Origin of the sequence: Sedimentitalea sediminis (assembly GCF_042687825.1) — a bacterium.
GTDB lineage: Bacteria > Pseudomonadota > Alphaproteobacteria > Rhodobacterales > Rhodobacteraceae > Sedimentitalea.
Window position 1 is genome coordinate 37636 of record NZ_JBHUQE010000019.1, and the last position, 23884, is coordinate 61519.

24 protein-coding genes are annotated in these 23884 nt (G+C 63.2%); 15 read left to right on the top strand and 9 right to left on the bottom strand.

Annotated elements, in window-relative coordinates:
* Nucleotides 1-70 precede the first annotated feature (70 nt).
* From purL to grxD, 3 genes are all read left to right on the top strand, one after another.
* Nucleotides 71-2230 (top strand): phosphoribosylformylglycinamidine synthase subunit PurL, encoded by a 2160-nt coding sequence (purL, locus tag ACFMPD_RS14180; RefSeq protein ID WP_380995636.1) that lies wholly within the window; start codon nucleotides 71-73, stop codon nucleotides 2228-2230.
* A gap of 95 nt (nucleotides 2231-2325) precedes the next feature.
* Nucleotides 2326-2568, top strand: coding sequence for a BolA/IbaG family iron-sulfur metabolism protein (locus ACFMPD_RS14185; protein WP_380995639.1), 243 nt, complete (start codon nucleotides 2326-2328; stop codon nucleotides 2566-2568).
* A gap of 26 nt (nucleotides 2569-2594) precedes the next feature.
* Complete coding sequence (gene grxD / locus ACFMPD_RS14190) at nucleotides 2595-2957, top strand: Grx4 family monothiol glutaredoxin (RefSeq protein ID WP_380995642.1); 363 nt, start codon at nucleotides 2595-2597, stop codon at nucleotides 2955-2957.
* Nucleotides 2958-2962: 5 nt separating this feature from the next.
* Here grxD and ACFMPD_RS14195 read toward each other — a convergent pair whose 3' ends face one another.
* The 3 genes from ACFMPD_RS14195 to ACFMPD_RS14205 all read right to left on the bottom strand — a co-directional run bounded on the left by ACFMPD_RS14195 (nucleotide 2963) and on the right by ACFMPD_RS14205 (nucleotide 5223).
* Nucleotides 2963-4135 (bottom strand): hypothetical protein, encoded by a 1173-nt coding sequence (locus ACFMPD_RS14195; protein WP_380995644.1) that lies wholly within the window; start codon nucleotides 4133-4135, stop codon nucleotides 2963-2965.
* A gap of 156 nt (nucleotides 4136-4291) precedes the next feature.
* Nucleotides 4292-4690, bottom strand: coding sequence for a cell division protein ZapA (locus ACFMPD_RS14200; RefSeq protein ID WP_380995647.1), 399 nt, complete (start codon nucleotides 4688-4690; stop codon nucleotides 4292-4294).
* Complete coding sequence (locus ACFMPD_RS14205; RefSeq protein ID WP_380995649.1) at nucleotides 4690-5223, bottom strand: hypothetical protein; 534 nt, start codon at nucleotides 5221-5223, stop codon at nucleotides 4690-4692. Before ACFMPD_RS14205 ends, ACFMPD_RS14200 begins: the two co-directional genes overlap by 1 nt.
* Nucleotides 5224-5507: 284 nt before the next feature.
* Between ACFMPD_RS14205 and tkt the strand changes: the two genes are divergently transcribed.
* Nucleotides 5508-7526, top strand: coding sequence for a transketolase (gene tkt, locus ACFMPD_RS14210; RefSeq protein WP_380995651.1), 2019 nt, complete (start codon nucleotides 5508-5510; stop codon nucleotides 7524-7526).
* A gap of 132 nt (nucleotides 7527-7658) precedes the next feature.
* Nucleotides 7659-8765, top strand: a complete 1107-nt coding sequence (locus ACFMPD_RS14215; RefSeq protein ID WP_380995653.1) for a flavin-containing monooxygenase — start codon at nucleotides 7659-7661, stop codon at nucleotides 8763-8765.
* 10 nt (nucleotides 8766-8775) lie between these two features.
* Here the strand turns inward: ACFMPD_RS14215 and ACFMPD_RS14220 are convergent, their stop codons facing one another.
* On the bottom strand, nucleotides 8776-9750 hold the full coding sequence (locus ACFMPD_RS14220; RefSeq protein WP_380995655.1) for a DUF808 domain-containing protein: 975 nt from the start codon (nucleotides 9748-9750) through the stop codon (nucleotides 8776-8778).
* Nucleotides 9751-9937: 187 nt separating this feature from the next.
* Here ACFMPD_RS14220 and gap point away from each other — a divergent pair, with 187 nt between their 5' ends.
* Together gap and ACFMPD_RS14230 are read left to right on the top strand one after the other, a co-directional pair.
* Nucleotides 9938-10942 carry a type I glyceraldehyde-3-phosphate dehydrogenase gene (gene gap, locus ACFMPD_RS14225; protein WP_380995658.1) on the top strand — a complete coding sequence of 335 codons (1005 nt, stop codon included), beginning with the start codon at nucleotides 9938-9940 and terminating at the stop codon, nucleotides 10940-10942.
* Nucleotides 10943-11037: 95 nt separating this feature from the next.
* Nucleotides 11038-11181 (top strand): hypothetical protein, encoded by a 144-nt coding sequence (locus tag ACFMPD_RS14230; RefSeq protein WP_380995661.1) that lies wholly within the window; start codon nucleotides 11038-11040, stop codon nucleotides 11179-11181.
* Nucleotides 11182-11190: 9 nt separating this feature from the next.
* Here the strand turns inward: ACFMPD_RS14230 and coaD are convergent, their stop codons facing one another.
* From coaD to ACFMPD_RS14245, 3 genes are all read right to left on the bottom strand, one after another.
* Nucleotides 11191-11742 carry a pantetheine-phosphate adenylyltransferase gene (coaD, locus tag ACFMPD_RS14235; protein ID WP_380995663.1) on the bottom strand — a complete coding sequence of 184 codons (552 nt, stop codon included), beginning with the start codon at nucleotides 11740-11742 and terminating at the stop codon, nucleotides 11191-11193.
* A gap of 372 nt (nucleotides 11743-12114) precedes the next feature.
* Nucleotides 12115-12552, bottom strand: a complete 438-nt coding sequence (locus ACFMPD_RS14240; protein ID WP_380995666.1) for a CBS domain-containing protein — start codon at nucleotides 12550-12552, stop codon at nucleotides 12115-12117.
* Between the two features lie 60 nt (nucleotides 12553-12612).
* Nucleotides 12613-13509 (bottom strand): LysR family transcriptional regulator, encoded by an 897-nt coding sequence (locus tag ACFMPD_RS14245; RefSeq protein ID WP_380995668.1) that lies wholly within the window; start codon nucleotides 13507-13509, stop codon nucleotides 12613-12615.
* A gap of 139 nt (nucleotides 13510-13648) precedes the next feature.
* Here ACFMPD_RS14245 and ACFMPD_RS14250 point away from each other — a divergent pair, with 139 nt between their 5' ends.
* The 3 genes from ACFMPD_RS14250 to ACFMPD_RS14260 all read left to right on the top strand — a co-directional run bounded on the left by ACFMPD_RS14250 (nucleotide 13649) and on the right by ACFMPD_RS14260 (nucleotide 16451).
* Nucleotides 13649-15148 (top strand): CoA-acylating methylmalonate-semialdehyde dehydrogenase, encoded by a 1500-nt coding sequence (locus ACFMPD_RS14250; protein WP_380995670.1) that lies wholly within the window; start codon nucleotides 13649-13651, stop codon nucleotides 15146-15148.
* A gap of 147 nt (nucleotides 15149-15295) precedes the next feature.
* The gene (locus ACFMPD_RS14255) at nucleotides 15296-15760 is read left to right on the top strand and encodes a hypothetical protein (protein WP_380995673.1); all 465 of its coding nucleotides are present in this window, start codon (nucleotides 15296-15298) and stop codon (nucleotides 15758-15760) included.
* A gap of 103 nt (nucleotides 15761-15863) precedes the next feature.
* Nucleotides 15864-16451: a L,D-transpeptidase gene (locus ACFMPD_RS14260; RefSeq protein ID WP_380995695.1), complete on the top strand. Its 588-nt coding sequence runs from the start codon at nucleotides 15864-15866 to the stop codon at nucleotides 16449-16451.
* A gap of 74 nt (nucleotides 16452-16525) precedes the next feature.
* Here the strand turns inward: ACFMPD_RS14260 and ACFMPD_RS14265 are convergent, their stop codons facing one another.
* Together ACFMPD_RS14265 and ACFMPD_RS14270 are read right to left on the bottom strand one after the other, a co-directional pair.
* On the bottom strand, nucleotides 16526-16984 hold the full coding sequence (locus ACFMPD_RS14265) for a DsrE family protein (protein WP_380995676.1): 459 nt from the start codon (nucleotides 16982-16984) through the stop codon (nucleotides 16526-16528).
* A gap of 128 nt (nucleotides 16985-17112) precedes the next feature.
* A complete protein-coding gene (locus ACFMPD_RS14270; RefSeq protein WP_380995679.1) occupies nucleotides 17113-17961 on the bottom strand; it encodes a class I SAM-dependent methyltransferase in 849 nt (282 codons plus the stop codon).
* 166 nt (nucleotides 17962-18127) lie between these two features.
* On the opposite strand from ACFMPD_RS14270, the gene ACFMPD_RS14275 reads away from it, so the two are divergent.
* The 5 genes from ACFMPD_RS14275 to ACFMPD_RS14295 all read left to right on the top strand — a co-directional run bounded on the left by ACFMPD_RS14275 (nucleotide 18128) and on the right by ACFMPD_RS14295 (nucleotide 23858).
* Nucleotides 18128-19243, top strand: a complete 1116-nt coding sequence (locus ACFMPD_RS14275; RefSeq protein ID WP_380995682.1) for a carboxylate-amine ligase — start codon at nucleotides 18128-18130, stop codon at nucleotides 19241-19243.
* A gap of 325 nt (nucleotides 19244-19568) precedes the next feature.
* Nucleotides 19569-20228 carry a cistern family PEP-CTERM protein gene (locus ACFMPD_RS14280; RefSeq protein WP_380995684.1) on the top strand — a complete coding sequence of 220 codons (660 nt, stop codon included), beginning with the start codon at nucleotides 19569-19571 and terminating at the stop codon, nucleotides 20226-20228.
* 237 nt (nucleotides 20229-20465) lie between these two features.
* A complete protein-coding gene (locus ACFMPD_RS14285; RefSeq protein WP_380995687.1) occupies nucleotides 20466-21473 on the top strand; it encodes a hypothetical protein in 1008 nt (335 codons plus the stop codon).
* A 195-nt stretch (nucleotides 21474-21668) separates the two neighbouring features.
* The gene (locus tag ACFMPD_RS14290; protein ID WP_380995690.1) at nucleotides 21669-22811 is read left to right on the top strand and encodes an acyl-CoA dehydrogenase family protein; all 1143 of its coding nucleotides are present in this window, start codon (nucleotides 21669-21671) and stop codon (nucleotides 22809-22811) included.
* A gap of 6 nt (nucleotides 22812-22817) precedes the next feature.
* Nucleotides 22818-23858 (top strand): enoyl-CoA hydratase/isomerase family protein, encoded by a 1041-nt coding sequence (locus ACFMPD_RS14295; protein ID WP_380995693.1) that lies wholly within the window; start codon nucleotides 22818-22820, stop codon nucleotides 23856-23858.
* The last annotated feature ends 26 nt before the right edge of the window (nucleotides 23859-23884 follow it).

Genomic DNA, 23884 nt, shown 5'->3' on the forward strand with positions numbered 1-23884 from the left:
TGGCCTTTTCCCCACCGCGCCCATGGCCTAAAAGCGGCTCGATTGCTGCCACCGGGGAATATCACGCGCCATGCAAGAGCCTGCCATCACGCCCGATCTGATCGAAAGCCACGGGCTGAAACCCGACGAATATGACCGCATCCTCGAAATCATCGGACGCGAGCCGAGCTTTACCGAACTGGGAATCTTTTCGGCGATGTGGAACGAGCATTGTTCCTACAAGTCCTCAAAGAAATGGCTGCGCACCCTGCCTACCGAAGGCCCGCAGGTGATCTGCGGCCCCGGCGAAAACGCCGGCATCGTCGATATCGGCGACGGTCAATGCGTGGTCTTCAAGATGGAAAGCCATAACCACCCCAGCTATATCGAACCCTACCAGGGCGCGGCCACCGGCGTCGGCGGCATTCTGCGCGACGTTTTCACCATGGGTGCCCGCCCGATCGCGGCGATGAACGCGCTGTCCTTTGGTGCCCCCGACCACCCGAAAACCCGGCGCCTGGTCAATGGCGTGGTCGAAGGCATCGGCGGCTATGGCAACTGTTTCGGCGTGCCCACCGTGGGCGGCGAGGTGCGCTTTCACCCGGCCTATAACGGCAATTGTCTGGTCAACGCCTTTGCTGCCGGTCTGGCGCGCACCGACGGCATCTTTTATTCGGCGGCGTCCGGTGTCGGCATGCCGGTCGTCTATCTGGGCGCCAAGACCGGCCGCGACGGCGTTGGCGGCGCCACCATGGCCAGCGCCGAATTTGACGACACCATCGAGGAAAAGCGCCCCACCGTGCAGGTCGGCGACCCGTTCACGGAAAAACGCCTGATGGAGGCAACGCTCGAACTGATGCAGACCGGCGCGGTGATCTCGATTCAGGACATGGGGGCCGCCGGTCTGACTTGTTCCGCCGTCGAGATGGGCGACAAGGGCGGGCTGGGCGTGCGCCTCAACCTGGACGCGGTACCCCAGCGCGAAGACAACATGACAGCCTATGAAATGATGCTGTCGGAATCCCAGGAACGGATGCTGATGGTGCTGAAACCCGAGCTCGAAGCCGAGGCCCGGGCCGTTTTCGAGAAATGGGATCTCGATTTCGCGATCGTCGGCGAAACCATTCCCGAAGACCGTTTCGTCATCGAACATCAGGGTAAGGTCGTGGCCGATCTGCCGCTGGCCACCCTGTCCGGCTCGGCACCCGAATATGATCGCCCCTGGGTGCCGACCCCGGCTGCCGAACCGCTGGCGGATGTGCCGCAGATCGATCCCATCGACGGGCTGCGCGCCCTGCTGGCCTCGCCCAATTACGCCGCCAAGCAATGGGTCTACGAACAATACGACACCATGGTCATGGCCGACACCGCCCGCACCCCCGGTCTGGGCGCCGGCATCGTGCGCGTGCATGGCACCGACAAGGCGCTGGCCTTTACCAGCGACGTGACCCCGCGCTATGTGCGCGCCAACCCCGAAGAAGGCGGTAAACAGGCGGTGGCCGAGGCCTATCGCAACCTGACCGCGGTCGGCGCGCGCCCGCTGGCCAGCACTGACAACCTAAATTTCGGCAATCCGGAAAAGCCCGAGATCATGGGTCAGTTCGTCGGCGCCATAAAAGGCATCGGCGCTGCCTGTTCGGCGCTGGACATGCCCATCGTGTCGGGCAACGTGTCGCTGTACAACGAAACCGACGGCGCGGCGATCCTGCCGACCCCGACAATCGGCGCGGTCGGGCTGCTGGCGCATGGCGACGACATCATCGGCTGCGATGTGCGCGAGGGCCATATGGCGCTGCTGATCGGCGAAACCGACGGCCATCTCGGCCAGTCGGCCCTGCTGGCCGAAGTGTTCAACCGCGAGGAAGGCGATGCGCCGCCGGTCGATCTGGCCGCAGAAAAGCGCAATGGCGATTTCATCCGCGCCAACCGCGCCCTGATCAAGGCCTGCACCGATCTGTCCGATGGCGGGTTGGCTCTGGCGGCCTTCGAAATGGCCGAACGGGCTGGCGTCGGTGTGCATCTGGACGGTGCGCCCACCGAATTCCTGTTCGGCGAAGATCAGGCACGGTATCTGGTCGCCTGCAATTTCGATCAGGCCGAGGCGCTGATGATCGCCGCCGGGCAGGCTGGCGTTCCGATCGCCTCGGTCGGCCGCTTTGCCGGTGACACGGTCCAGATCGGCGGGTCTTCGGCGTCGCTGGGGGATCTGTCGCACGCGTATCGCAGCGCCTTTCAGGAAACCGTCAGCTAGATCGCCCCAACGCACGGCTTTGCGACGACCGCTCTCTTGCGCGTGCCGCAGCATCGTCCTACATCTGACGCAACACAGTGAAAGAAAGGCCCGCCATGGCCATGCAAGCCCACGAAATCGAAGCCTTGATCCGCGCCAGCTTTCCGGATGCCAAGATCACGATCACCGATCTGGCGGGGGACGGCAACCACTATGCCGCCGAGGTGATCGACGACAGTTTTCGCGGCCAGAACAGGGTACAGCAGCAACGCGCGGTCTATGCCGCGCTCAAGGGCAAGATGGATGGCAGCCAGGGTGAATTGCACGCGCTGGCCCTGACCACCAAGGCCCCGGACTAGGACCAGACACCAAAAGGAACCGCGCCATGAGCGATACAGCCACACAGATCAAGGACACGATCAGCAAGAACGATGTCGTGCTTTACATGAAAGGCACCAAGGAAATGCCGCAATGCGGGTTTTCCAGCCGGGTTGCCGGGGTCCTGAACTATATGGGCGTCGATTTTGCCGACGTGAACGTGCTGGCCGACGAAGCGATCCGCCAGGGCATCAAGGATTTTTCCGATTGGCCGACGGTGCCACAGCTTTATGTCAAAGGCGAATTCGTCGGCGGCTGCGACATCGTTACCGAGATGACCCTGTCCGGCGAGCTGGACACGTTGTTCGAAGACAAGGGCGTCGCATATGACAAGGACGCCGCCGAAAAGATCCGCGAAGCCAACGCCTGAGCGAATCAGAACAGGCTGACCTCGTTCAACGCCGCCCAGTCGATCAGCACTTTTTCGTCCCGCAGGTCGATATCCTCGGGCAGATTTTTCAACAGCGCCTCGATCCGGTTTCGGGTCGAGGCGTCTGATTTTTTGCCCGCCCCGAACCCCGCATCCAGATTGACCAACGCGATGGCCAGGCACAGTTCGTAATAGCCCCGACCGCTGTCATCCTCGTCGCTGCGCAGCCGGATCGCGGTTTCCAGCGCGTTCTTGGCCGCCGCCCAGTCCGGGTTCACCGCCTTGATCAGCGCATAGCCAAGCTGACCGTAGTTCCGGTGGTGCCGATTGGGCGAAGCCGCCACAAGGCCGCGAAAGATCGGGATCGTCCGGTCCACCAACTGCCGCACCGGATCCCCCACCGGGGCCCGCCAGCTGTCGCGCCGCACCTTGCGGGCACGCTCGAAAATCAGGGTGCGCGCGATCAGCGAGGACGCTGCCACCTTGGCCTCGATGTTGCGGAATGCCGGCGCCGCCGGATCGGTCTGGACCTCAAGATAGGCGTCGGTCAGTTCAAAGGCCGCGGCGTCGGCGTCGTTCTCGTCCTGCTTTTGCTGTTCCAGCGCGCCGGCGATCTCGACCGACAGTTGCAGGCTCTGCCAGCGCAGCACGCTTTCCATGTGGATCCGCGTCCAGAGATAGGCGAACAGGAAGCCGACAATCGCGAAATAAACGATCACCGCGACCCCGATCGCGGTGCCCAGATTGGCGTCCCCAGCCCACAGCGCGGGGGCAAAATAGGTGCCCGCCAGCACGACCGCCGCCTGAATCTTGTCGTATTGCACCAGGGTCAGCCCGACGATGATCTTGGTCAGCCAGTCCGAGATCTGTTCCAGATTGGTGTTTTCCAGATATTCCCGCTGCCCAGAGCCGCCCGCGACCGCCGGTGCTGGCGCCTGCCCCTGCTTGGAGCGGGGAATGCCGAACAGAAAACCGATGAAACCACCGATCAGCGTTGCCGCCCCGGCCAGAAGAACGCCCGCCATAGAGGCCGAAAAGGCGTCGGCCTCGGCATTCGCGATCCCCAGCACCAGCACAATGACCAGGCCGAATCCCAGCGAGGACCAGGCCGCGATGACCCATTTCGTGTCCCCGGTCTTGCCAATGGCCGGGGCGAGCGAAAGCGGCAGATGGGTCATGACAAATTCCTTGTGAAATGCAGATGCGAATACGCAAGTCTGACACGAAGGTTGTCACACGTTCAAGCGGCCCCGGTTGTGCGCCGGGCTGCCGGAACCCTTGCCGGACCATCGCGCGTCGGTTGCGACGAGCAGACCAAGCCTGGCACGACGGGGTTATCCGGCCGCTGTCTGTTCCTCGATCTCGGCAGCCAACGCCTCGGCGCGCGCCGCCAGTTCGGCCAGTGTATCGGTGATCGCCGGCGGCACCACCGGCACCTCGATCCGGTCCGGTTCCGGGCGCGGCGCATCGCGCAGCTGCTCCAGTTCGGCCTGTCGCTCGGCCAGCGCCGTTTCGATCTCCTTGATGCGATCCTCGCAGGCGGCGGTCTTGTCGGCCAGCATCAGCCCGGCCATCAACAGCATCCGCGCCTCGGGCATGCGCCCGATCTGGTCTGACAGGATTTGCGCCTCGTCGTCCAGCATTTGGGCCGCCGCCTGCAGATAGCTTTCCTCACCCTCCTGACAGGACACTTCAAACGCGCGCCCGCCAATCTTGATCGTCACTTCCGGCATCAGACGTCCTCTCCCATGGGCAGGGTCGCGGTTCCCGCCAGCAGCGGTTCCAGCTTGGCCAGGACCGCCCCGATCTCGGCCGCGTCGGTGGCCCGCGCTGCGCGCAGCCCTTCCAGTTCGGCCTGCATCGCCTTGTTGATCAGGTCCGGCTCGCCGACGCCGTTCTCGTTGGCGGACCGCAGCGCCGCGTTGCTCTGGCGTAGCTGGTCGTTGGCCGCACGCAGCCGCTGAACATCCATGTCCAGACGTCCCATGGCGGCGTTCTGCGCCTCCAGCTCGTCGCGCAGGCTCTGCAATTCGGCCGAAGCGTCCAGTTCGGCCCGCAAGGCGGCCATGTCGTCGTCATGCTGCGCCTTGAGCGCGCGCAACCGTTCTTCCAGCTGCGCATTCGCCAGTTTCTCCGCCTCAAGTGCCTGGATCAACGCCGGATCCTGCACCGGCTCGGCCTCGCGTTCGGTCAGGGTGGTGACCCCGGCGCCGATCCGCTCCATCGCGGCCGTGATACGGCTGTGCAATTCCTCGATCTGGCTCATGCCCCCCTCACCTTTCCGTGCGGCTGTATATTCACGCTTTTTCACCTTTTCCCGAAACGCGCAGATACGCGGGTTGCGTGAGCGAATCGCTCAGACACCCCAATAGGTATCAGTCTATCGCCTGCCAGTGCAAATTTCCCCCCCTTTGGTTTCAACAGCTTGAACGGCTGACCTTATGTGATGCGCCCGACCTGTACCGCTGACGCTTGATCTTTGGGACTCGGCTGATATTGAGCAACAAAAACCGCCGCCTGTTGCCCCAGACCAGTCAAAGGACCTGCCCCGTGGATCTCAACGCCCTGCGCACCGCCAACCCCGATCACTGGGCCAAGGCCTCGGCCATCCGGGCCCTGACCCTTGATGCCGTGCACGCCGCCAATTCCGGTCATTCCGGCATGCCCATGGGCATGGCCGATGTCGCCACCGTGCTGTTTGAAAAACACCTGAAATTCGACGCCAGCGCCCCGCACTGGCCGGACCGGGACCGGTTCATCCTGTCGGCCGGGCACGGCTCGATGCTGCTGTATTCGCTGCTCTATCTGACCGGCTATTCGGACATGACGCTGGATGAGATCCGCAATTTCCGGCAATGGGGCGCGCGCACCGCGGGCCACCCGGAATATGGCCATGCCGCCGGTATCGAGACCACGACCGGCCCGCTGGGCCAGGGCATCTCGAACGCGGTCGGCTTTGCCATCGCCGAGGAAATCCAGCGCGCCCGCTATGGCAAAAAGGTTGTCGATCACTATACCTATGTGATCGCTGGCGACGGCTGCCTGATGGAGGGTATCAGCCACGAGGCGATCGGCCTGGCCGGACGTCACCAGCTGGGCAAGCTGATCGTGCTCTGGGACAACAACAACATCACCATCGACGGCACCGTCGAACTGTCGGACCGCACCAACCAGGTGCAACGGTTCAAGGCGGCGGGCTGGCAGGTGATCGAGATCGACGGTCATGACCCTCAGGCCATCGATGCCGCCCTGACCCAGGCCAAGAAGGGCCGCAAGCCGACCATGATCGCCTGCAAGACCCATATTGCGCTCGGTCATGCCGCCCAGGACACCAGCAAGGGCCACGGTGCGCTGACCGATCCCGACCAGCTGCGCGCCGCCAAGGAGGCCTATGGCTGGACCACCGGCCCCTTTGTCGTGCCCGAGGACATCAAGGCCGCGTGGGAAACCATCGGCAGCCGAGGCGCCGCCGAGCGCAGCGCATGGGAGGCCCGGCTGGCCGGCCTGTCCGCCCGCCGGCGCAGCGACTTTGAACGCGCCTATGCACGCGAATTGCCAAAACGGTTCTCTGCCACCATCCGTGCGCTCAAAAAACAGACCTCCGAGGCCGCGCCCAAAGTCGCCACCCGCAAATCCAGCGAAATGGTGCTGGAGGTGATAAACCCGGTGATGCCGGAGACCGTTGGCGGCTCGGCCGACCTGACCGGCTCGAACAACACCAGGACCAGCGATCTGGGGATTTTCTCGCCCGAGGACCGCAAAGGCCGCTATATCTATTACGGCATTCGCGAACACGGCATGGCGGCGGCCATGAACGGCATGGCCCTGCATGGCGGCATCCGCCCCTATGGCGGCACCTTCATGTGCTTTACCGACTATGCCCGCCCGGCGATGCGGCTGGCCGCGCTGATGAAAATTCCCAGCGTCTTCGTAATGACCCATGACAGCATCGGTCTGGGCGAAGACGGCCCGACCCACCAGCCGGTCGAACATCTGGCCATGTCGCGCGCCACCCCCAACACGATGGTGTTCCGCCCGGCCGACACGGTCGAGACCGCCGAGGCCTGGGAACTGGCGTTGGCCAGCAAGGACCGCCCCTCGGTCCTGTCGCTGACCCGTCAGGGGCTGCCCACCGTGCGCACCGAACACAAGCAAAAGAACCTGTCCGCACAGGGCGCCTATGTTCTGGCCGAAGCCACCGGCAAACGGCAGGCGATCCTGATCGCCACCGGCTCCGAGGTCTCGATCGCCTTGCAGGCCCGCGCGACGCTGGAAGAGGCCGGCATCGGCACCCGGGTCGTCTCGATGCCCTGCATGGAGCTGTTCGCCGAACAGGACGACGCCTATCGCAAGCGGGTTCTGCCCGGTGGCCCGGTGCGCGTCGGGATCGAGGCGGCGATGCGGCAGGGCTGGGATCGCTGGCTGCTGGGCGAGCGCGGCCGCGAGTCCAAGGCCGCCTTTGTCGGCATGGACAGCTTCGGGGCTTCGGCACCGGCGGACGAGCTCTATGAGAAATTCGGCATCACCGCCCAAGCCTTGGTGGCCAAGGTCAAAGCGCTGCTGGGCTGATCCGCCACCGCCCGGACAGAAAAGACTGAACATCGACGGCCGCGCCCCAATCCGGGCGCGGCCGTTTTTCCGGGCGGGGCGGGTTTGGTCATCGACTGCGTTATGCAACACTGGCGGCGTGACGGAGGCGACATGATTCATCCGGTGATCGTGATCGGTGCCGGCCCGGCCGGGCTGGCGGCGGCGGCCTGTTTGCGCGGCAAGGGTGTCGATCCGCTGGTGCTGGAACAGGCACCGCATGTGGGCGCCGCTTGGCGCGGCCATTACCAGCGGCTGCATCTGCATACCGACAGGAGGCATTCCGCCCTGCCCGGCCTGCCGATACCGGCCAGCGCTGGCACGTACCCGTCGCGCCAGCAGGTCATCGACTATCTCGAGGATTACGCAGCGCATTTCCGGCTGCGGATATCCTTTGGCACGCGGCTCAGGCGCCTGACCCCGGGCGCGGCCTGGCAGGTCGAGACCGACGACCAGACCCTGCAGGCGGAAAACGTGGTGATGTGCACCGGTTTCGCGCAGCGGCCACACCGGCCACGCTGGCCCGGGGACGACCGGTTTGCCGGTTCTCTGCTGCATTCCGCCGACTATGACTGTCCCGCCCCCTTTGCCGGCAAGCGGCTGCTGGTGGTCGGGTTCGGCAATTCCGGCGGCGAGATTGCGCTGGATCTGGCCGAAGCCGGGATTTCGGTGGACCTGTCGGTGCGCGGACCGGTGAATGTGGTGCCGCGCGATATCCTGGGCATTCCGATCCTGACCCTGACCATCGCCATGCGATGGCTGCCCTACCGGCTGGCCGATCTGCTGAACCGCCCGATCCTGCGGCTGGCCACCGGCGACATCGCCGCTCTGGGGCTGACCCCGGCCGGAAAGGGACCGATGGCACAAGTGATCGAGGACGGGCGCGTGCCGCTGCTGGACATCGGTACGCTGGCGGCGCTGCGCGACGGCCGCATCGGTCTGCGTCCGGGCATTCACAGCTTTGACGCGACCGGCGTCACCTTTGCCGATGGCGGCCGCGCGGCCTATGATGCAGTGATCCTGGCCACCGGCTATCGCAGCGATCTGCGCGATCTGCTGCCCGGCATGGACGACTTGCTGGAGGCCGCCGGGCGACCGCAGGTTTCCGGTGCCCAGACCCGGCCCGGCCTGTATTTCGTCAACTACCGTGGCGTCGCCACCGGCCAGTTGCGGCAATGCGGGATCGAGGCCCGCGCAATCGCCCGCGCCATCGCCGGCTGAACCCGGCGTCTCAGTGACTGTCGCCCGCGGCCCCCGACCGGCGCCGCAGCAACGGCGCGATCACCCGGGTCGCCAGCGGGATCAGCAGCAAGCCCAGCCCCAGCCCGAACACACCGTCCATCGCCGCCTTGGCGGTCCATTCCACCGCCCCGGTCCAGGCCGCCGGCACCGCGTGCCCCACCGCATAGGCCCAGTCGTGGATGTGGTGACCCAGCCAGCCAAAGCCCAGAACTTCGAGCCCGTGGATGATGATCGAGCCACCGACCCACAGCATCGCCGCGGTTCCAACCACCGACAGCAGCTTCAGCAGACCCGGCATCGCCCGCACAAGCCAGCGCCCGACAGCGCGCCCCGGCGCGGTGCGCCCGTTCTGCGCTAGGAACAGGCCGACATCGTCCATCTTGACGATCAGGCCGACAGATCCGTAGACCGCCAATGTCACGCCAATGCCGACCACGGCCAGGGTCGCCGCCTGCATCCAGACATTGGGGGCCTCGATGGCGGCCAGCGCGATGGTCATGATCTCGGCGGACAGGATGAAATCGGTTTTGATCGCCCCCTTGACCTTCTGTTCCTCCAAATGGCCCGGATCCTGTACCGACATGTCCGCCTCGATATGCGCGTCGCCATGGGGAAACAGCACGTGAAAGATTTTCTCCGCGCCTTCGAAACACAGATAGGCCCCGCCCAGCATCAGCAGCGGCGTGATCAGCCACGGCGCGAAATTGGCCAGCAGCATCGCCACCGGCAGCAACAGCACGATCTTGTTGAACAGCGAGCCGCGGGCGATCCGCCAGATGATCGGCAATTCCCGCGCCGGGGCGAATCCCTGCACGTATTTCGGCGTCACCGCCGCGTCATCGATGATCACACCGGCGGTTTTTGCCCCGGCCTTGCCGGCCGCCGCCGCGATGTCATCCACCGAAGCCGCCGCCACCTTGGCGATCGCCGCCACATCATCCAGCAATGCCAGAAGACCGCTCATGCCTTGCCCCCACACCCAGTCCGTGATTAAGTCCGGCTCACCCTAACGCATCCATTCCACAGAACAAGCGTTAGCGCAATCGGACACAGTTTGCGCTAACACGTTGTGAATGCGACGCTTTTTCACTTTTTCTGGGGCCAGCGCGGGTCTATACGCCCCTCAACGCGCAACTTGTGGAGCGACACCCATGACCATCAACGTCGGAATTAACGGATTTGGCCGCATCGGCCGCTGTACCCTGTCCCATATCGCCGCCAGCGGAAGAAACGACATCAAGGTGGTCAAGGCCAACGCCACCGGGCCGCTGGAAACCGCCGCGCATCTGCTGCGCTATGACAGCGTACATGGCCGGTTCGGCAACGACATCCGCGTCGGTGACCGCAGCCTGGATCTGGGCCGCGGCGAAATCGAGATGTTTTCCACCTATGACCCGAACGAACTGGACTGGTCCGGCTGCGACGTGGTGCTGGAATGCACCGGCAAGTTCAACGATGGCGAAAAGGCCGCCGTGCATCTCGAGCGCGGCGCCAAGTCGGTGCTGATCTCGGCCCCCGCCAAGAACGTTGAAAAGACCGTCGTGTTCGGCGTCAATGACGAGATTCTGGCCAAGGGCGACACCATGGTCAGCAACGGGTCCTGCACCACCAACTGTCTGGCACCGCTGGCCAAGGTGCTGGACGAGACCGTGGGCATCGAACATGGCATCATGACCACGATCCATTCCTATACCGGCGACCAGCCGACGCTGGACCGGCGGCACAAGGATCTGTATCGCGCCCGCGCCGCCGCGATGGCGATGATCCCGACCTCGACCGGCGCGGCCAAGGCTCTGGGCGAGGTTCTGCCCGGTCTCAAGGGCAAGCTGGACGGATCGGCGATCCGCGTGCCCACGCCGAACGTGTCCGCGGTCGACCTCACCTTCCGCGCCGGGCGCGATGTCACCGCCGAAGAAGTCAACGCCGCCGTCGCCGAAGCCGTCAAAGGGCCGATGGGCCGGGTTCTGGCCTATGATCCTGAGCAGAAAGTATCGATCGACTTCAACCACACCGAAGAAAGCAGCATCTTTGCCCCGGACCAGACCCGGGTGGTCGATGGCCGCATGGTGCGGGTGCTGGCCTGGTATGACAACGAATGGGGCTTTTCGGTCCGCATGGCCGACGTGGCCGTGGCGATGGCCCGGCTGAACGGCTGATCCCCGCGGATCGGTTACACCGGTAACCGCATCCCCCAAAGGCAAACGCTCGGTCAGGCAATTCTGACCGGGCTTTTTTCAGCCCCGAGGACCGCATGACCAACCGTCTAGCCCTTGTTCTGGCCGCTCTGATCCTGGCCGCGATCACCGCCGACTTTCTGATCAACGGGGCCGAGAACCTGGTGTTTGCCAGCAAGAAACTGTTCGAGCTGATCGAATGGCTGGCCTTTTGGCGCTAGGGGACCGGATCAGGCGCTGTGCTGCGCCGGAACCGGGTTCTTGTCGGATTCAACGGAATCAGCGGGGATCTTTCCCAGCCGCACCAGCAATTCCTGACGCACCAGCGGCGTGACGAATTTCGACACATCGCCGTTCAGACGCGCGATTTCCTTGACCAGCTTGCTGGCAATGGCCTGGCGCTTGGCGTCCGCCATCAGAAACACGGTCTCGACCGAAGCATCCATCGCCCGGTTCATCCCGACCATCTGGTATTCGTATTCGAAATCGGTAACGGCACGCAACCCGCGCACGATGATCTGCGCCCCGACGTCGTTGGCGCAATCGATCAATAGATTCTCAAACGGATGCACGACGACTTCCGCGCCGATCTGATCGCTCAGCCGGGAACATTCGGTCTTGATCATCGCCACTCTTTCCTCAAGCGAGAAAAGCGGCCCCTTGTCGCGATTGATCGCCACTCCGATCACCAGCCTGTCGACCAGTGCCGAGGCCCGTTCGATGATATCCAGATGACCCAGCGTGATCGGATCAAAGGTTCCGGGATACAAAGCTATGCGCATTGCGGTCTCCTGCCTGACGGACGGGACAGGACGAAGAAAGGTCTTGTTTGGTTCATCGCCGTCCCTGTTGCATCTTCACCGACCCGATCCCGACAGGCCGGGATCCGGTCGTAACGAACCGCTGCGAGTCAACGGCTGCACCGGCAGGTCCACAGGACCCGCAAGGTAACAACCTGACATTCTGCGCTGTTTCCGGCAAGTGTACGACACGTCGCACATGCCAACACGCGCGCACATGCAAATACCAGCATGGTCGCTGCGCGCCACGATCCAGACCTACTAACGGCCCCACAGCCGGATGCGTCTCGCCCGCGCCGCCGCCGACCGAACGCAGCAGATACCGACCCGAGCGATCCCGCGGTGAAGTCCGGGTCAGTGCCCCATAATCATGCCCTGCAGCGCCTCTTTTTCCATCGCCAGTTCCGACAGTTGCGCCTTGACCACGTCGCCCAGCGTGACCAGACCGACCATCGCGCCATCTTCGACCACGGGCATGTGGCGAAAACGGCCTTCGGTCATCATGGTCAGCAGGTCCTGGGCGCTGTTCTCGCTGGTGCAGGTCACCAGTTCGGTTGTCATATAGGCGCTGACCGGCTTTTCCAGACAGGCGCCACCGGATGCCGCCAGTTCGCGCACGATATCCCGTTCGGACAGGATGCCGACAGCGGACTTTCCACCATCGCCGGACACGACCACCGAACCGATCTTGTTCTCCGCCAGGATCGCGGCGGCGGCGGCGACCTTTGTCGATGGCGAGACCGTCAACACCCCCGACTTGGCTTTTGATTTGAGAATCTGGTGGACAAGCATTCGGGAGACCTCCGCAATATTCTTTCAATATCAAAAGGCTTGACACAATAAATCGGCAAGTCAAGTGAGGCTTTCCAACCGCGCCACTTCATCGCGCACGCCCTGCACCAAGGCGGCGGCAAAGCGGTTCTGACGGGCGCTGCGCCGATCCCCCTTGTGGCGCACCAAATAAAAGCTGCGGGTCAGGCTGATCCGGTCGGTCAGGACCTTGCGCAACTGGCTGTGGCTGGGCAGCGAAAAGTCATGCGCCATGCCCAATCCGGCGTCCTGTGCCAAAAAATTCAGCTGAACCGCAACCGAATTCGAGGCCAGCGGCACCCGTTCGACCCCCAGTTGACCGAGATAGTCCAGTTCGGCATCAAAGATCATGTCCGGAATATAGCCGATCATCCGCCGCCCGCGCAGATCCTCAAGACTGTTCACCGCGGGATGATCGCGCAGATAGCCCTGCCCCGCGACCAGATGCAGCTTGTAATCGGTGATCTTCTGCACCAGCAGCTGGCCGGCGGACGGCGCACTGACCGCGATGGCCATGTCGGCCTCGCGCCGCGACAGGTTAACGATACGGGGCAGAGCGACGATCTGGATGTCCAGTTCCGGGTTTTCGCCGGCGATGCGCGCGCAGACCTGCGGCAACAGGTAGTTCGCGCAGCCGTCCGGCGCCCCGATGCGAATCTGTCCGACCAGCCCGCCAGACGATCCGGCCACCGAGTCCACGGCGGCGCGCATCGCCTGTTCGGCCTGTTCGGCATGCACCAGCAGCCGTTCGCCTGCGGCACTCAGGGCATAGCCCTGCGGCGATTTTACGAACAGCGGCGCCCCCATATCCGTTTCCAGCCGGGCCACCCGGCGCCCCACCGTCGCCGGGTCGATCTTGAGAACGCGCCCGGCGCCCGACAGGCTTTCGGCGCGCGCCACCGCCAGAAAGATGCGCAGATCGTCCCAATGTGCCTGCATTCTGCCTGTCCCCGTTCTGTGCAGCCGTTGATCGTCTTGCAAAAATGCAAGACCTTTTTGAAAACTTGCCTCTGTTAAATGGATTTTTGCAAGCCTATTCTGCCGCAAGTCCCGCGAATAAAACCCCAGGAGGAATACGATGAAGGAACTGACACACTATATCAACGGCACCCATGTCAAAGGCCAGTCCGGCCGGTTTGCCGATGTCATGAACCCCGCCACCGGCGAAGTTCAGGCGAAGGTTCCCTTGGCCAATGCCGAGGAAATGGCTTTTGCCGTCGATGTCGCCAAGGATGCCCAGCCCGGCTGGGGCGCCACCAACCCGCAGCGCCGCGCCCGGGTGCTGATGAAATTCGTCGATCTCTTGAACCGCGACATGGACAAGCTGGCCGAAGCGCTTAGCCGCGAGCATGGCAAGACCTTGCCCGACGCCGCCGGGGATGTGCAGCGCGGCCTGGAAGTTGTGGAATACTGCATCGGCGCGCCGCAGATGCTGAAGGGCGAGTTTACCGACGCCGCCGGTCCGGGCATCGACATGTATTCGATGCGCCAGCCGCTGGGCGTCACCGCCGGCATCACACCGTTCAACTTTCCGGCCATGATCCCGATGTGGATGTTCGCCCCGGCCATCGCCTGCGGCAACGCCTTTATCCTGAAACCCAGTGAACGCGACCCCTCGGTGCCGCTGATGCTGGCCGAGTTGCTGGAAGAGGCCGGTCTGCCCAAGGGTATCCTGCAGGTGGTAAACGGCGACAAGGAAGCCGTGGATGCGATCCTGTATCACCCCGACATCCAGTCGATCGGCTTTGTCGGCTCGACGCCAATCGCCGAATACATCTACGGTACCGGCTGTTCGCAGGGCAAGCGCGTCCAGTGTTTCGGCGGCGCCAAGAACCACATGATCATCATGCCGGACGCGGATTTGGATCAGGCCGCCGATGCGCTGCTGGGCGCCGGGTACGGTGCCGCGGGCGAACGCTGCATGGCGATCTCGGTCGCGGTTCCGGTGGGCGACGAGACCGCCGACCGGCTGATGGAAAAGCTGGTGCCGCGGGTCGAGGCGCTGAAGGTCGGCCCCTATACCGGCGGCGACGAGGTCGATTACGGCCCGGTGGTGACGGCGGCCGCCAAGGCCAATATCGAACGGCTGGTGCAGACCGGCATCGATCAGGGCGCGAAACTGCTGGTCGATGGCCGCGGCTTCAAGCTGCAGGGATATGAGGACGGATATTTCGTCGGACCGCACCTTTTTGACCATGCGACACCGGACATGGACATCTACAAGACCGAGATCTTCGGCCCGGTTCTGACGACCGTGCGCGCCCAGAGCTATGAAGAGGCGCTGAAACTGGCCATGGATCACGAATATGGCAACGGCACCGCGATCTTTACCCGCGACGGCGACTCGGCACGCGATTTCGCCAGCCGCGTCAATGTCGGGATGATCGGTATCAACGTGCCGATCCCGGTGCCGCTGGCCTATCACACCTTTGGCGGCTGGAAGAAATCCGTTTTCGGCGACCTGAACCAGCACGGTCCGGATGCGTTCAAGTTCTACACCCGCACCAAGACCGTGACCTCGCGCTGGCCCTCGGGCCTCAAGGATGGCGGCGAGTTCCACTTCAAGCCGATGGACTGATCCGCCGGATCGGGTCCCCCGGGGCTGCGGCCCCGGGGGAAGCCGAAATGCCACACCAGCACGACCACAACCAATAGTTGTTTAATTTCACTACATTGCCTATCCAAGATGTGCTTGTATCTGCGCAATACTCTTGGACTGGGCCAAATGGGACTTTCCTATCACCTTTTTCAGACCCGCCGTCTGATCTATGTCCGCCTGACCGGTCCGGTCGGTCTGGCAGATATCTTCCGCCTTTATTCGGTGCTCGAACGCGACAAGGCGTTCCGGCCCGGCAGCGCCGAGCTGATCGATTTCGCAGGCCTGTCCGACCTCGACCTCAGTTATAACGACATGCGCACCCTGCGGCTGCGCGAGCGCGACTATTACACCCGCACACCGAACCCGGTCCTGTGCGTGATCCACGCCCCCAGCGACACAAATTTCGGCATGGCGCGGATGTATCAGCAGCTGGTGGCCACGACCGGTGATCATGTCGTGGAAATCGCCCGTGACGAGGCCGAGGCCCTGGCCATGCTGAACCAGCCCGAGGCCAGCTTTTCCAGCCTGTTGGCCGATCCCGAATGCGCGCCGGAACAGCCTGCGCCCAATCTGGGTCTCACATCGACGTGAGGCGTTCCTTTTCGGCGCTTTGCCTCTGGCCGGCGCCTTGGGACGTGCCTATCTAGGGCCAAAGAGCAGCGTAGATCGAGGAAGAGCCGTGAGCAAAGTTCGCATGACCCGCCGCAGTGCCCTGTTGGGTGTAGCCTCTACCCTGGCCGTCCCGACCCTGGCGCGCGCGCAGAATTCGGGTGATGCCTTTCCGACCCAGGAGGCGCCGATCCGCGACCAGCAGCCGGTCCGGCGCAACGTCTCGTCCTTTGCCCGGCAGAAATGGCAGGACCATTTCGGCACGCTGGGCAAGGGCTGCCTGTTGGCCGACATCACCAGCCGCGCCGTGCATTACTGGGGGCCGGACGGCGAGACCTATCTGTTGTTCCCCTCGTCGGTGCCGATGTCCGAAGAACTGACCAAACGCGGGTACACCGAAGTCGTGCGCAAGGCGGAAAACCCGCGCTGGACGCCCACCGCCAACATGCGCGAGCGCGATCCCTCCCTGCCCGAATTCATGCCGGGCGGTCCCGGCAACCCGCTGGGCACCCGGGCGATGTACCTGTCCTGGCCGGCCTATCTGGTGCATGGCACCCACGACACCCGAAAGATCGGCCGCCAAAGCTCGTCCGGTTGCATCGGCCTGTACAACCAGCATGTCGAGCAACTCTATCCGCTGGTTCAAATCGGCACCCAGGTCCGCCTGCTGTAGCCGACAGGGCCGGCGATGGAACGCCCACGCCCGCCCCGACCGGTTGGGCCGGGGAAGGCGCTGTTCGGGCCGTTTTACCAGGCCAGGGTCTGCATGCCGTCCCGGAACAGCCAGCTTTCGACCAGGGGGAAATTGCCCATCTCGACCCCGTCGATATAGTCGGCCTTGGTCAGACCGGCCGCCTTGGAACAGGCCCCGCACATGATCACCGTGCCGCCATCGGCCATAAAGGCGCGCAGCATGTCCTGAATCGTGGTGCCGCTTTCGGCCATCAGTCCCGGCACGTTGCTTGGCCGCTTGCTCTCGGCCAGATAGACCGCGCGCACGTTCAGCCAGATCGCGGTGTCATGGCCGTTTTTCAGCGATTTATGGTGCGCGAACATGATGGCCTTGGCAGCCGACCAAGTGTCGTCCGTGGTCAGGTTGACGAACAATCCGCGCGGTTCCGTCCCGGCATTGGCCGAGGTTCCGGCAGCTGCGACCGGCAGGGCCGACAACACCGTCAGCGCCAGGGCGATCAGGGCATGTCTCATGAGAATCTCCTTGAATTTCAGATGACTTCTCATATTCCATTTTTAATATATTCAAGTTGATGCAAATCAAACCTTCCCGCGCTGGAGGGTTATTCTCGCACGTGTGTCACCTGAACTTGCGGATCCGGTCAGCGTTTGCGGATCCAGAAGGAATGCGCCCGACCGTTCTGCAGGAACGGCAGGGCGGCAACGGCGTCGGGCCGGTCCTGTTGCAGGTGATAGCCCGGCCACAGAATGTCATATCCCCCGCCCTGCAACAGCGCGTGCAACATGTATTGCTCGGCCCAGGACGGACAGTCGTAAAAGAACCGCTTGGGGTATTCATAGGGCAGGAACACGTCATGCACATGGATCAGCACGCCCGGCGCCAGGGCCGGTATGATCCGGCAGAACAAATGCGCCACATCGTTGCTCATGCGGACCTGGTGGCTGCTGTCGATGAACAGGATGTCGCCGGCGGCCAGGTCGGCGAACAACTCAGGGTCGACGGCCTCCAGCGGCGCCTGCTCGAAGCGGTCCACCACCGCGGCGATGTCGGCGCGCGGCGCCGGATCGATCGCCGTCAGCACCGTGGACAGCCCCCCGTCCAGAACCGCCTGCCGCGTTACCCGGGTCGAGTTGCCGCAGCCCACCTCGATCACCCGGGCGGGCGCGGCACGGCGCACCATCAGATACAGCGCCTCGGCATCGGGACTGTCGAAATATCCGTTGCCCGGCGCATAGCCGGTCTGGGTCTGGCCCGCCTGCATCAGCCGCGCCAGTTCATCGCGATGCTGCGCGAAATCCGCCACCAGCGGCGCAATGTCGAAATCCCGCATCCCCGGCGAAAAAGCATAGGCGGGCCGTTGCAGACCACCGCGCGCATCAAAGGCACGCAAGCGCTGCTGCTCGGCCGCGTGTTCCGTTCCGTCGCTGATCCGGACATCAAGGCCGGCAATCAATTCATTGATCTGCCTGATTTTTGCACCGTTACCCATATCGCATCTCGCCCCGTTTCCGGCGGGCCTCGCTGCCCGCCCCGCCGAATTGCCCTGTTCCGGGCAGCGCCGCAAGCCCCCGATCCGGCAGCCGTTGGTGTGGTTTTTTCTTGGCAATCGCACGGCAAGCGTCTTGACTGTCCCGGAAACCGAAAGGAGCGGGCACATGCAGCAGGAGTTTACCCTTGGCATCGAAGAGGAATACCTGCTGGTAGACCGCGACAGCCTTAATCTGGCCGAGGCCCCCGAAGCATTGATGACGGCCTGCCAATCCGATCTGCAAGGCCAGATCAGCCCGGAATTCCTGCAATGCCAGATCGAGGTCGGCACCCGCGTCTGCGCCTCGATCGACGAGGCCCGCGAGGATCTGAAACGCCTGCGCAGCTGCGTCGCGCGCCATGCGGCGGATCACAACCTGGCCCCGATCGCTGTGTCCTGCCACCCGTTCGCCGACTGGAAAAGCCAGCAGCACACGGAAAAGGACCGCTATAACGCGCTGCAGCGCGCCCTGGGCGGGGTGGCCCGGCGCATGCTGATCTGCGGCATGCATGTGCATGTGGGGCTCGAAGAAGAGGCGCTGCGCATCGATCTCATGCCGCAGCTCAGCTATTTCCTGCCGCATCTTCTGGCCCTGTCCACCTCGTCGCCCTTCTGGCAGGGCGACGATACCGGGCTGGCCAGCTATCGGCTGACGGTGTTCGACAACCTGCCCCGCACCGGTCTGCCGCCGCATTTCGACAGTTGGACCGATTTCCAGCGCACCACCGGCACCCTGATCGAGCTGGGCGTGATCGAGGACACCACCAAGATCTGGTGGGACCTGCGCCCGTCGCATAATTTCCCGACGCTGGAAACCCGGATCATGGATGTGCAGCCCCGGCTGGAACACACGCTGGCGCTGGCGGCGGTGATCCAGGCGATCACCCGGATGCTGTGCCGACTGCGCGCGCGCAACCAGCGCTGGCGCATTTACGACCGGTTTCTGATCGCCGAGAACCGCTGGCGCGCCCAGCGCTATGGCACGACCGAAGGCCTGATCGATTTCGGCGACCGGTCGATCAAGCCGATGTCCCTGTTGGTGGATGAACTGATCGGCATGCTGGCCGAGGATGCCGAAGCCCTGGGCACCACCCACGAACTGGCCATGCTGCGCACGATCGTCAAAGACGGCACCAGCGCCGCCCGCCAGCGCCGCGCCCGGGCTCGGGCGGAAACCGAAAACCAGCCGACAGGACCGGCCGTCGTGAAACATCTGATCGAGGAATTCCACCAGGATTTGTAGCCTGCCCCTAGAAAAACAGGCGCGATTCTGGACGAATCGCCCGCCCCGGTCCGGGCATCACATCCCTGATCCGACAAACAATGCCCGTTTTTCTGGCAGACTGTCCGGTTTTGCCGGAGGGGAACACACTATAATCGCGATCATGCCACCAATCTTAGCAACCTGAAATTGTATTAAATCATGTCCACTTTACATAAATCGTACAGTTTGCGTTAATGGGCGGCAGAAGTCGGAACCGGAGACACCCGGTTTCGCAATCGTCTGCAGCCAACAGCGGCGACGGTTTGACTAGTACACAAACGTTTCGGGTATGGGGGACGAACTCATGATATCCAAAATTGGCGGCCTTGTGGCTGCCGCAACCGTGGCCACATTTGGGATGTTCGGATCGGCAAAAGCCGCCGTGATGAATTTTTCCGAGACCTCTTCCGGCATCAACCTGTCGGCGCAGGTGACACTGACATTCAATTCGATCGTTTCGGGCGAATATCTGTATGACGTCACCGTGGCCAACACCACGTTGCCGCAAGCCGGTGACAACAGCCTGGTGGCCTTTGCCTTTAACGTCGATCCTGACAATGTCCAGATCGGCTCGATCAACACCAGCAGCATCTTTTCCTTCGCAGGCGGCAGCGGCAATGTCGGCCAGGGACTCGGCAGCTTCGAGTTCTGCTATGAGGTGGACAACAACAACAACTGCACCGGCAACAACCCGTCAAACGCGTTGGGAGAAGGTGAATCGGATAGCTTCCAGCTTTCCTTTATCAGCCCGTCGCAATTGGTGTTCCTGAACGGTCTCGTGCGGTTCCAGGAAGTCGGCGCAAATGGTGGCAGCGAAAAGATCGGCAGCGGTGACTGCGACCCGATCACTCAGATTTGCGGACCGCCGGTCAGCCAGATTCCTGTGCCCGCCAGCCTGCCTTTGATGATCTCGGCACTGGGTGTCGGCGTTCTGATCAACCGCAGACGGCGTAAACTGGCATAAATCTGCCGACCCGTGAGGTTTTACAGAGGCGCCCTTGCTGGGCGCCTTTTTTTCGCCCTATTCGCTTGCTAGGGAAATGGCCCGGTGGGGCACGGAACAGGCAAGCGAGACAGAAAATTGGCAAAAGACTGGAACTTTGGCGACCCCGCCTTTGCGGGTTGGGGCGGAATTGCGCGTGCGGGCGCGGACTCTCACAAGATTTCGGACGTTTTCGGTTCGGAACAGGACGCGTTCTTTTTGAACCTGCCCGCCGGCACTGACCGGGCACCGGTAGCACTGGCTGCGGCCGACAAGAAAGCCGCGGCGGACCTGGCCGATCGGGCCGTTCCGACCGATGCGAATTGGCTGAAAGATCTGTTCGCGGGTATCGGCAACCAAAGCGATGAACAGGAAGCCGACTTGTCCGACGCTGGCATCGACGATTTCGATTATGCGTTCGCAAAACCCGCGACCAAGGGCGGCAATGGCCGCGGCAAGGACAAAAACAACGACGGGACAGACAGCGGCGGGACAGACAGCGGCGGGACCGATTCCGGCGGCGGCGACACAGGCGGTGGCGATACGGGTGGCAGCGATCCAAACGTCTATGTCAGCGGTCTGGACACACCGAACGGGTTCAACATCGAGATCGAATTCACCGGCAGTTGGACCGACACGTATAAGCAGATCGTCAAGGACGCCGCCGAACATTTCAGCGACATCATCACCGGCGACATCGCCAGCTACAACGGTGTCGACGATTTCAAACTGCTGGCCATTATGAACGATGTTGACGGCGCCGGTGGCATTCTGGGCGTTGGCGGCACCATGACCGAACGACCGGGCAGCTATCTGCCAAGCAACGGTTTCCTGCGCATAGACCAGGCGGACGCGGCCGGGCAATTGCAGCAGGGCACGCTGCAGGACGTCGTACTCCACGAGGTCATGCATTCCCTGGGCTTTGGCACCATCTGGAGCGAACTGGGGCTGGTCCAGTCCATCGGCGGATCCATGCGATTTACCGGGGCGAATGCGATTCAGGCCTATAATGACGATTTTGCCGACATCGCGGCGAACGACCCCTACGCCTCTCAGGGCGTAAAGATCTCGGGCGACGGATCGCACTGGGATCACGCGACCTTTACCCACGAGGTCATGACACCGTCGATCTACGGCTCTGGCAATTACATCTCGGACATGTCGATCGCTGCCCTGCAGGACATGGGCTATGAAACCGTCTACGGCGACAGCGTGCTGGTTGGCTGAATCACCGATTGTCCGCATGAATACAGGGGCGCCCTTGTTCGGCGCCCCTTTTTCATGCGGCCGGCGACACGGCGCTCTTTTGTCACCAATCCCCGGATGCGCCGAAAACAGCGAACACATTGTGGCCCGTTGCAAAACTCCTGTAAGGATTGCGAAATACCCAGACCTTCAATTGTTGCGCCCAAGGAGCCTTTCATGGATTTTGCACTGACCGAGGAACAATCTGCCATCTTCGACATGGCCCACGCGTTTGGGCAGGATCAGATCGCACCGCATGCGCGCCAGTGGGAACGCGACGGCACGATTCCCAAGGACCTGTGGCCGCAGATCGGCGAGCTGGGCTTTGGCGGTCTGTACTGCTCCGAAGAGAGCGGCGGCGCCGGTCTCGGCCGCCTGGACGCGACGCTGGTGTTCGAGGCGCTGTCGATGGCCTGTCCCTCGGTCGCCGCGCTGCTGTCGATCCACAACATGTGCGCCAAGATGCTGGACAGCTTTGGCAGCGACGAATTCAAGGCCCGTGTGATGCCCGGGGTGACCAGCCTGAACACCCTGCTCAGCTATTGCCTGACCGAACCGGGCGCCGGCAGCGACGCCGGGGCGCTGCGCACCCGCGCGGAAAAGACCGATGACGGCTATGTGCTGAACGGCAGCAAGGCATTCATTTCCGGCGGCAGCTATTCGGACGCCTATGTCTGCATGGTGCGCACCGGCGAGGATGGGCCAAAGGGCATCTCCACGGTCTATGTCGAGGACGGCTCGTCCGGGCTGTCCTTTGGCGCGCTCGAGGAAAAGATGGGATGGAAGAGCCAGCCCACCGCGCAGGTTCAGTTCGACGATTGCAAGGTCGCCGCCAACAACCTGGTCGGCGAAGAAGGCAGCGGGTTCAAATACGCGATGAAGGGGCTGGATGGCGGTCGTCTGAACATCTCGGCCTGCTCGCTGGGCGCGGCCCAGTCGGCACTGGACCTGACCCTGCAATACATGAGCGAGCGCAAGGCGTTCGGCAAATCCATCGACCAGTTCCAGGGCTTGCAGTTCCGTCTGGCCGACATGGAAATCGAATTGCAGGCCGCGCGCACCTTCCTGCGGCAGGCGGCCTGGAAACTGGACCAGGGCGCACCGGATGCGACCAAGTTCTGCGCCATGGCCAAGGCCTTTGTCACCGAGACCGGCAGCAAGGTGGTCGATCAGTGTCTGCAACTGCATGGCGGCTATGGCTATCTGTCCGATTACGGCATCGAGAAACTGGTCCGTGACCTGCGGGTGCACCAGATCCTCGAAGGCACCAACGAGATCATGCGGGTGATCGTCGCCCGTCACCTGATGGCAGAACGCTAGGTTCAAGTGTCCGATATCAATATCCGCATTCAGGGGCGGGCCGGACGCATCACCCTGACCCGGCCCAAGGCGCTGAACGCCCTGACCTATGACATGATCAGCGCCGTCGAGGCGGCGCTGGATACCTGGCGCGACGATGATCGCGTGGCGCTGGTGCTGATTGACGGCGCTGGCGAACGCGCCTTTTGCGCCGGCGGCGACATCGCGCAGCTCTACAAGACCGGCACGGCCGGCAGCTATGGCTATGGCCGCCAGTTCTGGCGCGACGAATACCGCATGAACGACAAGATCGCCCGCTATCCCAAGCCGGTGATCAGTTTCCTGCATGGCTTCGTCATGGGCGGCGGCGTCGGCATCGGCTGTCACGGCAGCCACCGTGTGGTCTGCGAGAACAGCCAGATCGCCATGCCGGAATGCGGCATCGGTCTGGTGCCCGATGTCGGCGGTGCCTATCTGCTGGCCCGGGCCCCGGGGCGGCTGGGTGAATATCTCGGCCTCACCGGTGCCCGCATGGGGCCGGATGGGGCGATCCTGTCGCAATTCGCCACCCATTACGTGCCCCAGGCCCAGTGGCCGGACCTGGTGTCCGAGTTGATCGACAGCGGCAGCCCCGATGCCCTGCAGGCGGCGGCCATGCCCCCGCCCCCGGGGCGGATCATCGCGGTGCGCCAGCAGATCGACCATCATTTCGCCGCCCCCGATCTGGCCGGAATACTGGCCAGCCTGCGCGGAGATGACGGTGAATTCGCGACCGACGCGCTGAAACTGGTGATGCGCAACTCGCCCTTGTCCATGGGCGCCACCCTGTCGATCATCGACCGGCTGCGGCAACAGGGGCCGACCCTGCGCGGCGCGCTGGAACTGGAATTCCGCTATGTCTTTCGCACGATGGAACATGGCGATTTCCTCGAAGGCATCCGCGCAGCGATCATCGACAAGGACCGGAACCCGACCTGGCGGCAGCAGCATGACGCGCTGACCCAGGCGGATATCGATTTCATGCTGGCGCCGCTGGGCGACCAGGCGTTGCGGTTCGAAGAGGAGTAGAAAATGAAAATCGGATTCATAGGTCT

Coding starts and splice junctions, on each gene's coding strand:
- gap (WP_380995658.1), top strand. CDS start 9,938: ATGACCATCAACGTCGGAATTAACGGATTTGGCCGCATCGGCCGCTGT.
- ACFMPD_RS14250 (WP_380995670.1), top strand. CDS start 13,649: ATGAAGGAACTGACACACTATATCAACGGCACCCATGTCAAAGGCCAG.
- ACFMPD_RS14215 (WP_380995653.1), top strand. CDS start 7,659: ATGATTCATCCGGTGATCGTGATCGGTGCCGGCCCGGCCGGGCTGGCG.
- ACFMPD_RS14280 (WP_380995684.1), top strand. CDS start 19,569: ATGATATCCAAAATTGGCGGCCTTGTGGCTGCCGCAACCGTGGCCACA.
- ACFMPD_RS14185 (WP_380995639.1), top strand. CDS start 2,326: ATGGCCATGCAAGCCCACGAAATCGAAGCCTTGATCCGCGCCAGCTTT.
- ACFMPD_RS14195 (WP_380995644.1), bottom strand. CDS start 4,135: ATGACCCATCTGCCGCTTTCGCTCGCCCCGGCCATTGGCAAGACCGGG.
- ACFMPD_RS14265 (WP_380995676.1), bottom strand. CDS start 16,984: ATGAGACATGCCCTGATCGCCCTGGCGCTGACGGTGTTGTCGGCCCTG.
- ACFMPD_RS14290 (WP_380995690.1), top strand. CDS start 21,669: ATGGATTTTGCACTGACCGAGGAACAATCTGCCATCTTCGACATGGCC.
- ACFMPD_RS14255 (WP_380995673.1), top strand. CDS start 15,296: ATGGGACTTTCCTATCACCTTTTTCAGACCCGCCGTCTGATCTATGTC.
- purL (WP_380995636.1), top strand. CDS start 71: ATGCAAGAGCCTGCCATCACGCCCGATCTGATCGAAAGCCACGGGCTG.
- ACFMPD_RS14260 (WP_380995695.1), top strand. CDS start 15,864: ATGACCCGCCGCAGTGCCCTGTTGGGTGTAGCCTCTACCCTGGCCGTC.
- grxD (WP_380995642.1), top strand. CDS start 2,595: ATGAGCGATACAGCCACACAGATCAAGGACACGATCAGCAAGAACGAT.
- ACFMPD_RS14240 (WP_380995666.1), bottom strand. CDS start 12,552: ATGCTTGTCCACCAGATTCTCAAATCAAAAGCCAAGTCGGGGGTGTTG.
- ACFMPD_RS14245 (WP_380995668.1), bottom strand. CDS start 13,509: ATGCAGGCACATTGGGACGATCTGCGCATCTTTCTGGCGGTGGCGCGC.
- ACFMPD_RS14270 (WP_380995679.1), bottom strand. CDS start 17,961: ATGGGTAACGGTGCAAAAATCAGGCAGATCAATGAATTGATTGCCGGC.
- ACFMPD_RS14205 (WP_380995649.1), bottom strand. CDS start 5,223: ATGAGCCAGATCGAGGAATTGCACAGCCGTATCACGGCCGCGATGGAG.
- ACFMPD_RS14275 (WP_380995682.1), top strand. CDS start 18,128: ATGCAGCAGGAGTTTACCCTTGGCATCGAAGAGGAATACCTGCTGGTA.
- ACFMPD_RS14230 (WP_380995661.1), top strand. CDS start 11,038: ATGACCAACCGTCTAGCCCTTGTTCTGGCCGCTCTGATCCTGGCCGCG.
- ACFMPD_RS14200 (WP_380995647.1), bottom strand. CDS start 4,690: ATGCCGGAAGTGACGATCAAGATTGGCGGGCGCGCGTTTGAAGTGTCC.
- coaD (WP_380995663.1), bottom strand. CDS start 11,742: ATGCGCATAGCTTTGTATCCCGGAACCTTTGATCCGATCACGCTGGGT.
- ACFMPD_RS14220 (WP_380995655.1), bottom strand. CDS start 9,750: ATGAGCGGTCTTCTGGCATTGCTGGATGATGTGGCGGCGATCGCCAAG.